8 protein-coding genes and 1 pseudogene are annotated in these 11,587 nt (G+C 53.8%); all 9 read right to left on the bottom strand.

Annotated elements, in window-relative coordinates:
* Window positions 1-1,000: pseudogene (locus lacNas_RS00670) on the bottom strand (hypothetical protein); the annotation flags it as partial.
* 329 nt (window positions 1,001-1,329) lie between these two features.
* Window positions 1,330-2,673, bottom strand: coding sequence for an accessory Sec system glycosylation chaperone GtfB (gene gtfB / locus lacNas_RS00665; protein ID WP_201330972.1), 1,344 nt, complete (start codon window positions 2,671-2,673; stop codon window positions 1,330-1,332).
* Window positions 2,666-4,174: an accessory Sec system glycosyltransferase GtfA gene (gene gtfA / locus lacNas_RS00660; protein ID WP_201330971.1), complete on the bottom strand. Its 1,509-nt coding sequence runs from the start codon at window positions 4,172-4,174 to the stop codon at window positions 2,666-2,668. The genes gtfB and gtfA overlap by 8 nt, the downstream gene beginning before the upstream one ends.
* 10 nt (window positions 4,175-4,184) lie before the next feature.
* Entirely contained in the window at window positions 4,185-4,394 is a 210-nt protein-coding gene (locus lacNas_RS00655; RefSeq protein ID WP_201330970.1) for a hypothetical protein, read from the bottom strand.
* Window positions 4,387-6,774: an accessory Sec system translocase SecA2 gene (secA2, locus tag lacNas_RS00650; protein ID WP_201336033.1), complete on the bottom strand. Its 2,388-nt coding sequence runs from the start codon at window positions 6,772-6,774 to the stop codon at window positions 4,387-4,389. The genes lacNas_RS00655 and secA2 overlap by 8 nt, the downstream gene beginning before the upstream one ends.
* Before the next feature lie 5 nt (window positions 6,775-6,779).
* Window positions 6,780-7,397 carry an accessory Sec system protein Asp3 gene (gene asp3 / locus lacNas_RS00645; protein ID WP_201331634.1) on the bottom strand — a complete coding sequence of 206 codons (618 nt, stop codon included), beginning with the start codon at window positions 7,395-7,397 and terminating at the stop codon, window positions 6,780-6,782.
* Window positions 7,398-7,400: 3 nt separating this feature from the next.
* Window positions 7,401-8,954, bottom strand: coding sequence for an accessory Sec system protein Asp2 (gene asp2, locus lacNas_RS00640; RefSeq protein ID WP_201331635.1), 1,554 nt, complete (start codon window positions 8,952-8,954; stop codon window positions 7,401-7,403).
* Window positions 8,955-10,517 carry an accessory Sec system protein Asp1 gene (asp1, locus tag lacNas_RS00635; protein ID WP_201331636.1) on the bottom strand — a complete coding sequence of 521 codons (1,563 nt, stop codon included), beginning with the start codon at window positions 10,515-10,517 and terminating at the stop codon, window positions 8,955-8,957.
* Window positions 10,518-10,535: 18 nt separating this feature from the next.
* A partial coding sequence (locus lacNas_RS00630) for a hypothetical protein (RefSeq protein ID WP_201346496.1) occupies window positions 10,536-11,587 on the bottom strand: 1,052 nt, incomplete at its 5' end.

Genomic DNA, 11,587 nt, shown 5'->3' with positions numbered 1-11,587 from the left:
ATGCACTGGCTGAAGCTGACAAACTGGCGGCAGCTGATTCACTGGCTGCTGCTGACAGGCTGACAGACTTGGACTGTTCTGCTGAGGCGCTTTGCTGACTCTCGTAGACAGACTTGGACTGGGAAGCCATCGTGCTGTCGGCCTCGCTGTCCTGCGTGCTGCTTGAGCCGGCTTCGCTGCCTTCTGAATCCGCCTCAAAAAGAGCTACCTTGGCGGCAGCTTGTGAATTCTCACTTTGCTCAGTACTGTCTGCTTCACTGCCTGCGGATTCGCTTACGGTCTCAGACTTAGACTCACTTTGAGCAGCTTCCTCAGACTTAGACTCGCTTTGGTCAGCCGCTTCAGACTTGGAAACAGACCCGCTTTGGCTGACTGACTCAGACTTGGATGCAGAGTCACTTTGACTGACTGATTCAGACTTGGATGCAGACTCGCTTTGGCTGACTGACTTAGATTTGCTTTCGCTAGTGCTTTGTTCCTGGCTGTCTTCAGTCGTCTGTGATTCAGTTTGTGCTTCAGTCTTGGACTCAGTTTGCGATTCGGTCTGAGCCTCAGTCTGTGACTCGGTCTGTGCTTCGGTCTGAGCCTCAGTCTGTGACTCGGTCTGTGCTTCGCTGGCAGTACCAGATTCTTCATATGACTGAGTTTGTGACTGGCTTTGACTTTCGCTCAGATTGTCTGACTCTGAAGCAGCAGTATTGTTCTGATTAGAGCTGACTTCAACAGAGTTCAAGCTGGCGGTATCCTTGGTTGCGTCCACTGCCGCCTCAACCTGAGAAGTGATCCCAAAGGCCTTGTTGTCGATCAAAGCATTGGCCGCTGCCGTACCACCGGCAAAGGCACCAAGAGCGGTTATTCCCTTCAAAGCCGCGCGGGTGTTGGAGTTAACCGCGTTTTCCTTGTTTAATTTACGCTTGTTGTTCTTTTCTTCCTTCTTGATGGCTGCCTTTGCAGCTGCGGAGAATTCGACCTTCTTCTTTTTCTTCTTGGATTTCGACATTTTCATCCACTCCCAATGCTTGCAGTTTTATAACCAAATTACTTATAATTCCGTTTCAGCATATGCAATAACTATGTCTGTTTTCTTATGACTGAAACTCTTGTTTTTTGCTCTATCTTATAGCAATCAGCGGGCTTAACAGGTCCTGTTTTGCCAGCTGTTGTGCTGGCAAATCCATGTTGACTGAACAGATGCTTAAAAATAGGTCTTTATTTTTTAATTATAACACGACAGCAAGCGCTTTTTGCAAAAGATGTTTGCTAGATGCCTATTAATTCAGACTTTTTCCAGCCATGCAAAAAGTCCACCTGTCACGGCGGACTTAAGCTTTATTTTATTAGGCCGGCTTGCAGAAGCTTCCGAAAATGCTCTGGACTCTCCGAGCCAGCATGCACCTCCTGTTCTCCCAGCAGCCGGGCGTATTCAGCCGGATCAGCCAGCTGCTTGATGGCCGCGATCATCCCTGCCGCGTCTCTGGCCGCGAAAATATTCTCCTCACTGACGTATTCAGGAGCGTGCAAAGTGTCACGGAAGGCCAGAATCAAGAGGCGGTTTTCAAACGCCTGCCGGCCAGCCTGCAGAATTTCATTGGCATAATTGACATCTAGATACAGGTCGTCTTCTTTCAGCAGACGGTCAATATCGGCTGTCCGGGCAACCGGGTACAAGGCGACGTTCTCGTAGTGGCCAAAGTTCATCAGCCGGCCTGACATTTCCGTCACCGCTGCGATATCAAAGTGCCACTCTGGCAAGCCCTCAACCAGCTGCTTCAAGCACTCGATCTGGTCGGAATTGGTCATGATCAGGGCCCGCTTGCGGGCGTGATTTTCCCGGCGGAATGGATAGACCATGCCCAGGTAGCTGACCCGGGCTGCTTTCAGCCGGTCAAGCTGGCCGGTAATCCTTTCGTACTCAGCCCGGTCCTGCACAATCACCCGGCCGTCTGGCAGGTTGCCTTCCAGCAAGTAAAGCATATTGTCCGGCACCCCGTTTTGGCTGATTTCCTGCCAAAAAAGCAAATTGTGCTCCGGTTTGTGCTTCAGCTGGATCAAGGTAAACAAGCAGTGCCCCAGTGAATTAAAGACTACGCCGTCCAGCTTGAAGCCGGATTCCTCCAGATAATAGGCCGTCAGCTGGTTGATATCGGTAAAATTGCGGATCCCGCCGTCTGGCAGATTATAGGTAAAGTCACCGGTAAAATGGTTCTGAATCAGTACTTCTTGACCGTTGCTGGCAAAATAGCTGGTCATGGCCTGCCGACCCCGACTGTCGCAGCTGGTCACCGCGTACTTCCAGCCCCACTGGTTGTAGTGGTCGATCAAGCGAACCCGGCCGGACAAATCCTGCCATTCAACCCGGCTGACCTGCCGGCGGCGGTTGTCTTGCCAATAGATGATCGAAGCCCGGCGCTGGCCATGGTCCAGGACTTCCCCGCCCTGGGCGTTGGCCTTGATTTCCCAAAGTTTTGGCAGGTCAATTTCATTAAAATAGCGCGGCCGGCCCTGAAAGACCGATCCAGCCAGGCCCAAAAAATACTTCAGCGGCGATTCCACGTCTGCCGGCAAAAAGCCGTCGTCCTGGATCACCACGCTAGGGTGGTCAAAGCCGGACAGCTTGAGTGACCGGGCCAGGTCCTGGCTCTTTTGTCCGTATTCAAAGAAAAGATTAATCACGATGCAGCTCACTTTCTATGGCCTTTTTCCACAATTTCGCGACCCGCTTGTCCTTGTATTTGGCGGCAATTTCATAAGACTTGGCTGACCAGCTGGCCAAATCAGCATTAAACAGCTTGACGATGGCCCGTGACATTTCGTTAACGTGCTCATTCACCGTGGCCAGGCGGTCGTATGGCAAAAGCAGGCCGTTTTCTTCATTGGCGATGAAGGTCGGATTGCCGTAGCGGACGTCAAAGCCCACCATAGCCAGGCCCGACCCGACCGCTTCCATCAAAGTCAAGCCAAAGCCTTCACTGGTCGAGCAGGACAAATAGGCCTGGTAGTGCTGGTAGATGTCGGCCATCTGCTGGTGGCCCTTCAAATGGATATAGCCTTCAGCGCCGACTTCCTTGATCACGTCCTCCAGCATCGCCCGCTCCCCGCCAGAGCCGTAGATGTCCAGAGTCAGTTCCGGCAGGACCTTGTGGGCCTTGGCCGCCGCCCGGATGGCCCAGTCAAGGTGCTTTTCACTGGCCAGTCGGGAGGCTGTCACCAGGCTGTAAGGCCGGCGGCTGGAGAATTCCGGTTGCTTTAAGACCGGCAGGCTGCCCACCGGGATTGCGTAGATCCGCGGCTTTTTGCCCTTATATTTCAAGAACTGCTCTTCCATCAATTCTTTTTGCAGGTCAGTCGCCGTCACGTAAAAGTCGATCTGGTCGGCGTGCTCGAACTCATACTCATAGTAATTGTTCCAGAGAATCGTGTCGTCGTTGGTCTCGGCTTCACTAAAGTGGTCGGCGTGCACGATCGTGCCCACCCGGGCCTTGCCCTTGTTTTCCAGGATTTCCTGCCCCTGGTCTTCAGCCCGGTCAATCAGAATGATGTCTTTTTTGGAAAAATTCAGTTCCCGCAGCATCTTGACCAGCAATTCATGCTTTGAATACAGGATCTCGTCTTTGAACTTAAATAAATGCTCCTGGTCATCATCAATGATCTCGTCGTAAGCCGTCGTTCCGTCTTCATTGTAAAAGCGGCGCTGGTAGAGCTTGGCCCGGTTGTTTTCAGGGGCGTAAAACTCACTGCAGTAGCGGCCGTAGCTGTAATAGTCCTTTCTGACCAAGTTGGCCCCGGACACGTATTCGACCCGCTCGACAATTTCAGAGCCGAGATTTTTCAAATAAGCCGTAGCCCAGAAACCATTGGCGAAAATGTACCGCACTGCCTTGCCCATCGGCTTGCGCTCCAGAATCGGCGGCAATTTTTCTTCCAATTCTTCCAAGGTGAAGCTGCAGGCTTTGACCTTAAAATCCGTGAAAAAGGTGTACAGCCAGATGATTTCCCGGTCTTTAAAGCCCAAGTTGCGCGTCATGTGCGCGATGTTTTCATAGCCGATCCAGTCGGTAAAAATGAACTTTGCCTTTTGGTTCAGCTTACGGAAGACTTCCCCCCGGTAAGCCTGGGCGTATTCAACCCCGCTGGATGCCCAGCCGATTCCCTTGTTGATGCTGTAAACTGTCATGCTGGTCACCTTACATCATTCTAAAAATCTCCATCAAAATACTAATGATAATCGCGGCCGTGATGACCAGGCCGAAAATCCGGTAAGTATTCTGCTTTGGTCTTTGCGGCTTGACGAAGTGGTTGCGGGCCCCCTTGAGCTGGCTGTTCATGCGCGCCGTCAGTAAGTCCTTCTCTTCGTCAGTCGGCTTTTTGCTTTCCTGCTTGTCAAAATCAGACATAGTAAACATCCTTTTTTCCGTATTTATCTACCGTGATGCTGCTCATCAAAACATTGCGAATCGTCAAGCGCTTGATTTCCCGGCACATCTTCTTGTATGAGCTCAAGGCGGCATGGTGGTATTCGTTCATTGGGTCTCTTTGCGCCGACGTCCGCATGGCCACCATCTGCCGCAGCTGCTGCAGATTGTCGACCTGCTTGATCCAGCAGACGTCAATGGCCTTGAGGGCCGCGATGCTGTAAAAGCGCTTCTTCTCAGCCTCATCGTCAAAGTACTGCTCCTTGCGCTTTAATTCAGCCTGGGACAAGTTCATCAAGTAGTCAATCACTTGCCCTGGGTTGGAAACGTCCAGCTGGTCCATGTCGTCGTCAAAGCCGTAAGACAGGTTGTCCAGGATAAAGCGGCGGATCGTCCGTTTGTCCAGGTTCGGGTGCTCCTTCACGAAGCCAGTGAAGAGCGCCTTCAGCCAGCCCTGCAGGTCGTAATTGACCCCGTCTGAAAAAATGATCTGGTCTCTTGTTTTGTAAACCTGCTCGCGCTGGATCTCGTCGCTGGCCCCCATTGACAGCTGCTGCTTGCGGATGTCGTAGTCTCTTTCGTCGCTTCTGACCTGGGCAGAATTAAGGGCCTCCCGGATCCGCCAGTTTTTCAGCTCGTGAACCTGGGTCATGTTCAAGTCTTCCTCGTGGTACTTCTGCCGGTAGCGGTCCAGCCAGATGGGGCCATACTTGATGACGACGTCGTCTTCCAGGGAAACGAAAAATTCGCTGCTCCCCGGGTCCCCCTGCCGGCCGGCCCGGCCGCGCAGCTGGTCGTCGATCCGCCGGCTGCTCATCTTGGCCACGCCTAAAACCGCTAAGCCGCCCAATTCTGCCACCCCGGGCCCTAGCTTGATGTCAGTGCCCCGGCCAGCCATGGTGGTGGCCACCGTCACTGCCCCGACCTGGCCGCCTTCTTTGACGATGGTGGCTTCCTTGGCCGCGTTTTTGGCATTGAGGACATTGTGGGGAATCTGCTCTCTTAAAAGCAGTTCCGAATAGATTTCCGAAACCGCGATCGACTCGGTAATGATCAAAACCGGCCGCCCCAAAGCATGCAGGCGTTTGACCTCTTCCAAAGAGGCCAAAAGCTTGCTTGGCAGGTCCGGGTAGATCCGGTCAGGCAGGTCCTTGCGGATGACCGGCCGGTTGGTCGGAATCCGGACCACCTTGGTTCCATAGATCTTGAAAAATTCATCCCGGGCCGAATAACCTGTCCCCGTCATCCCGGATAATTTGTCAAACATCCGAAAGAGGCTCTGGTAGGTGATTGAGGCCATGGCCTGCTGGTCTTCAGACAACGGCAGCTGCTCCTTCATTTCGATGGCCTGGTGCTGGCCGGCCTGCAGCTTCATCCCTTCCAGGATCCGCCCGTTTTCCTTGTCCAAAAGTTCGATCTCCCCGCCCGGGGAAACCACGTATGATTCCTCCCGCTCAAAGAGGCAGTGGGCCTTTAAGGCCAGGTTCAGGCAGCGGACCAGCTCGGTGTGCTGGCCGTCAAAAAGATTCGGCAGGCTGAAGAAGTTCTCGGCCTTTTTGACCCCGCTCTCAGTCAGCCAGACATTGTTGTGCTCTTCGTTGAATTCGTAGTCGTCCTCATCCAAAAAGTAGATGAATTCGTCGGCCACCCCGATGTAGTTGGACTTGACCTTGGGCAGGCCGGCAATGACCAGGGGCGTGATGGCCATGTCCAGCAAAACTGAGTCAGCTTCGTCGACAATGCAGTAGTTAAAAGGCCGCATGTACTTTTCAGCTTTTTCCTGGGCCATGTTGTCCAAGAGGTAGTCAAAGCCCAAGGCACCGCTGGTCGAATAAACGATGTCGGAATTGTAGATCTTCCGCTTCTGCTCAACCTTCAGCTTCTCGCCTTCCGGGCTGAAGCCAGTGGCATAAGTCAGCCCCAGCCAGCGGTATACCTGGGACATTTCTTCCCCGTCCCGGCTGGCCAGGTATTCGTTGGTGGTGACCAAAATTGCCCCTTTGCCGCTCAAGGCGTTCAAGTACAGGGGCATGGTGGCAACCAAGGTCTTGCCTTCCCCGGTCTTCATTTCAACGATATTGCCAAGGTTGAGCCCGATGGCCCCCATGACCTGGCTGTCGTGCGGGAACATGCCCAAAACCCGCATGTCAGCCTCGCGGGCGACCGCGTATGCTTCCGGCAGGAGGTTGTCCAGGCTTTCTCCCTGGGCCAGGCGCTTTTTAAATTCGCTGGTCTTGCCCTTGAGCTGGTCATCCGTCAGCGCCCGCATCTGCTCTTTCAGCTTGTTGACTTTCTTCAGGATCTGGCGGATTCTGCGCAAATCCCAGTAATCCGCTGAAAAAGGACTCCCAATCGCGGCCATGGCTCTCACTCCTCTCTGCGCAGGTACCGGTCGACTACTTGGGCCGCCAAGCGCCGCCGGTGCTCGTTTTCTTCATGCAGCCGGTCCCAGTCGATTTTCTCAGGATCGGTGTCCGGCGTCAGCTCTTCCACGTCAATCCGGTGAAAGACCAATTGGTGGCAGCCGGCGCCAACCAATTCAACCGTATAATAGCTGGCCTCATGGGGGAATTCAAAAATCCCCTCCTGGCCATGAATGATCTGCAGCTTGACCATGTGGTCCTCACGGTCAAAGGCGATCAGCCGCAGGTAAAAGCCACTCTCCTGGTCGGCCTCAGCCAAAACCCGGAAGATGTAGCTGCGGCCGTTGATCAAGAGCGGCAAAGACGGGATCGCGTGAGCCGCCCCGTAGCTGTAGACCATGTCCCACTTGTAAATGACGGACCCGGCTGGCAGGCCGCCATTATAAAAGAAAATGTCGTCACGGGAGCGCCGGATGATTTTCGAGCCGTACATGTAGGCATGTCCCGTCGCCTGGACAGTGCTGCCGGTATAGGCAAAGCCGCTCCGGTATTTCTGCTGGTCCTTCCCGGAAATCCCCCGCCAGAAGGGACTGCAATTTTCATTCCAATAAATGCTCTGCATCTTTTATCGCCCGAATTCATCTTTCATAATTGCTGTGTACTGCGTCCTGAACCATTTGACCAGGGGCCCGGTCGCGTCGTTGTGATGGCCGGGAAAGCCCTTGGCAATGATCTTGCTGTCCTGCTTGCGCCGGCTGAAGCTGCGGAGAATGTCCCGGTAGGCGGTCGGGTCATAGTCATCGTCTTCCATATAGGCCACGGCCAGGATCGTCTGGGAGAAGTCCGCCTTGTCAAAAGTTGACCAGAACTGGTCATCCAAGGCTTCGGCCCGGTCGTCAAAGCCGGCCCGCCAGTTTGTTTCCGGCGAGGAGACGTTCAAAACGTCCAAAGCCGTCGGGAAGATGCCGTAGCGGTTGTCCCGCTCCATCTGCGCCATATGGCCCAGGCTGGCCAGGGGCTTGCCGACGACAATGGCCCCAGGCCGCAGTTTTGCCCCGTAGTAGAGGGCGCCGAAAGTCCCCATTGACAGGCCAGACATGGTCACCTGGTGGCGGTCAAAGCCCAGCCAGTCCATTTTCTCTTGAATCCGGGCCAGCAGTTTGTCCTGCAGTTCCTGGCTGCCCAGGTAAAACTGCCCCCCTTCCAGGCGCGGGTCCCCAATGAGCATGAAAGGAGCCTTCATCGACCTCATCATGTAAAAGCCTTCAAAGCCTTCCGCCGTTCGGTAGCCTGAAAAGTAGATGTTCAAAGGCGGCTTGAGGTCGCCTGGGTTAAAGTAGGTGATCAGCAGATCCCGGTTGCTGTCGATCAAGTCCTCGCCGCCGGCAATAAAGGAGCCCAGGCCGCGTCTTGACCAGCGGTAGTGCAAATCCCCGATCGTCAGGTTACCTTCGCCGCGGGCTTCCAGGCTCACGTTCAAGATGGAACCCGGATTAGTCCCCTCAAAGAGCAGCCACTTTTTCATCTCGTCTTCCGTAAACAAAACCCGGCGGCGGACATTGTCCGCGATCCCGGGATTATTTTCGTAAATGGCCAGGCGAATGTCCACGCTGGCATCCTTGATGAACTGAGGCCAGAGCTCCAGGGTCCGGTCCTTGTCGCAGTACATCCCCCACCGCCAGTTGACTACCGGCCAGAAGGCATCCCCGAAGTTGCCGCTCAAGCGGACGTTTTTTAAGCCGTTGAACTCTACTCTGCCTTTAAAGAGAGGATTGACTTCCAGGCTGGAAACATCCAGTTTGCTCCCGGTCTGCCCGCCAAACAGGCGGCTGGCAATCCAGTCAAAGGCCTGGTTGTTGCTGGCAAAGTGCACGAAGCGGACCTGCTTGGATTTGAAGAAGAATTCTACGGCTTCTGATCGCTCTTCTTCTTGCAAGTCATCATCTGCCACGATAGTGTAGGCATCCAGGTTTTTGGCCAGGGCCGGACAGTCCTCGTCTTGTGGCAGGTCGATCAGCCAGGCCCCTTGGAAGCCGCGGAAAGACAGCTTCTTGTCCGCCCGCAGTTCTTCTACCAGGTCAGCCACTTCACCGAAGCCGGCCCTAAACCACTTAGCATTATCCGCTTCCGGCACCGGCGGCAGATATTCTTTCACGCCGTAAAGCAAAAAATAGTCCACTCACTTACCTCCTACCGCGTCCGCCAGTTCCTTAACTATTTTGGCAGCCGTATAGCTGTTGATCTTGTTCACCGAATACATCTTTGCCCGGTTCCAGTTGCTCAGCCCGTCCAGGTAATAGCGCAGGGCTCCGCCCAAGTCCGAGATGTTCCCGATCCTAAGGCCGTTTTTCCCGTCATCGACATAGTCGGATTCAACCAAATTGATCTGCGGGATCCCGGTACTGATGCCGACCACCTGCAGGAAAATTTCCGGCCGGGCCGACAAGTCGACGATCAAGCGCATGGGCTTGAGGATCTTGATCAGGTCGGTATCTGAATGAATCGTGACGTAATTGATCCGGCGGACTTGATTTTCCTCATCGTCGTCCTCAGACAAAAGTTCTTTTGGCAGAGACTGGTTGGCTCTTAAAAAGTAATAGCGGTACTTGCACTCGCGGCTGGCCATTTCATCTTTGATCAAGCGGTCCAAAATCCCAAACTGGTCAAAGCCGGCATAATCAGCAAAGTTGATTTCCACCAGCCGGTTGTCCTCCATCACGTCAAAAAGCTGCTTGAGCGCCAGCTTGATGATCTCCTCAGACAAACCGCCGATCATGAACATGACCTTCAAAAGCCGCTCGCGGTCGCTTTCCCCCATGGTCAGGTCCGTATCCAGCGGCGGCAGCTGCACGACGTGCTTGACGCCATTTTTCTTCATCAAATTGACCGTGTAGTCCGAGTCGGCAATCACCATGCTGGCCATGCGGGCAGTTTCAAAGACGTGCGGGTCATCGAAGTTGGTCCGGTGCCCGTAGTAGGAAATCGCCGTCTTGTAGCCCCGCAGCTTTTCCAGCAAAAACTGGTCGTGCCGGCGGCTGGCCGCGATGATAAAGGAATCGTCCGGATGGAGATTTTGCTCGAAGTACTTGTCCAGATACTCGCTGATCATGTCCGTGATCGAATCGTAGTGGCTCTGCTTGAAGCGGTCCTGGGCGGCCGAAAAGATGGTGACTGAGTCGTCCCGGTTGTTGAGGAAGACTTCTTCGCCTTCCGGGTTCAAAAAGACTCGGCTTTCAAACCGGCCCTCACTGTCATAGTTGAGGATGCTCGACAAAAAGCCCCGCCAGTCAAAGAACATGGTCCGGTATTTGTAGCCTTCTCTGACGAATTCAATCTGAATCAGGTTGCCCGTGATCCCCATCCGGATCCGGGCATACAGTTCGTCTTCCCGGTAAACCAGAATATTGAAGGAGTTGTAGACGAAGCTGCAGTCCTTCGGCCAGTTGAAGTCGAGATAATTGACGTTTCTGACGACCTGGTCAGCAGGAATGCCCTGCATCATGTCAAAAATATTGTCGCTTTCCGCGTCCAGAATGTTGTGGCGGAAAAGGAAATTGCCAATGCTTGGCAAATAGCCCAGGGTCAGGATTCTGACCGGCTGGCCTTCGTCTTTGAACATTCTGATCTGGTTGATGCTGTCGTCAAAGTCGAAATGAATTAGCCCGCTGTTCAAAAACCAGATCTGGCCGTAACTGAGCCAGGTGCGGTTGCGCCGGTACCAGGATGGCACAAAGTAATACATCCTATTTCCTCCTTTCTGCTAAAGCAGGCCCTGGTATTGGGACCGGATCTGCAGGACCTCGATTTGCTCGGCAATGCCGGCGCCAAAGCCGGCCAGGATAATGACGTAGTTCGGCAGCATCACCAGACTGGACAGGCGGCTGCTGATCAGTGTCAAGCCCATTGGCAGACCGACAAAAAGCACAAAGTAAATCGAACTCACAAATGAATAAACGTTGATCAAATGCCGCAGGTATTTTTCCGTTTCCTTGCCAGGGTGAAAACCCGGAATGTAGTCTCCGGACTGCTGCATGTCATCGGCCTGCTGGAGCGGGTCGATTGAAATATAAGAAAAGCCGTAGGTCAGGCCGACCAAAATCAGGCAGTAGATTACCAATCCGCTTAGGCGGGAAAAGTCAAAAGCAGCTGCCAGCTGCTTGAAAGGCGTCCAGGCTGACAGGTTGAACAGAAACTGCAGCAGATATTTGGGCAAGACAAACATGGTCGTGGCGAACATGGCCGGCATTGAACCTGCCGGCAGCAGTCTGATCGGCAAATAAGACTCAGACCCGAATTCCGCACTAATCAAAAGCTTGGTTACGGGAACCCGGCGCTCGGCATTGGTCAGAATCACCGTCATCGTTCCCAAAAACAGAATCGCCAGCAGGCTAAAAGCCCGGACGATATTTGCCTCTGTCGCCCCCAGGCCCGGAATCAGGCCGCTGACAAAATTTTTCATCAAAGTAAAAAACATGTTGGCCATCAAAATCAGGCTGATCCCGCCCAGGCCGTTTTTGTCGTTTTCAACGCTCAGCCAGATCAGCAAAAAGCAGCCGGTCAGCAAAAACAGGCCCGCGCCCAACCGGGCTCCAAAGCTGTTGTCTGTCAGCTGAAATTCCTGCAGCATCACCGAAGCTTGAATCACCGCCAAAAAGAAGGTCAAGGTCTTCTGGCCAATGTCCATCTTGCGCTCGGTCATCTTCGACATCAGCGGCAGCCGCAACTGGGCCAGCATCCCGATGATAATCATGGCCGACATCCAGGGACTGATGCCCAGGGAAAACAGAGTTGCCTGGCTGCTGTCACCACCAG

It is taken from the genome of Lactobacillus nasalidis, from assembly GCF_016587775.1.
Classification (GTDB): Bacteria; Bacillota; Bacilli; order Lactobacillales; family Lactobacillaceae; genus Lactobacillus; species Lactobacillus nasalidis.
Note: the sequence above shows the minus strand (reverse complement) of the source record. Positions and strands in the feature narration are given on the sequence as shown.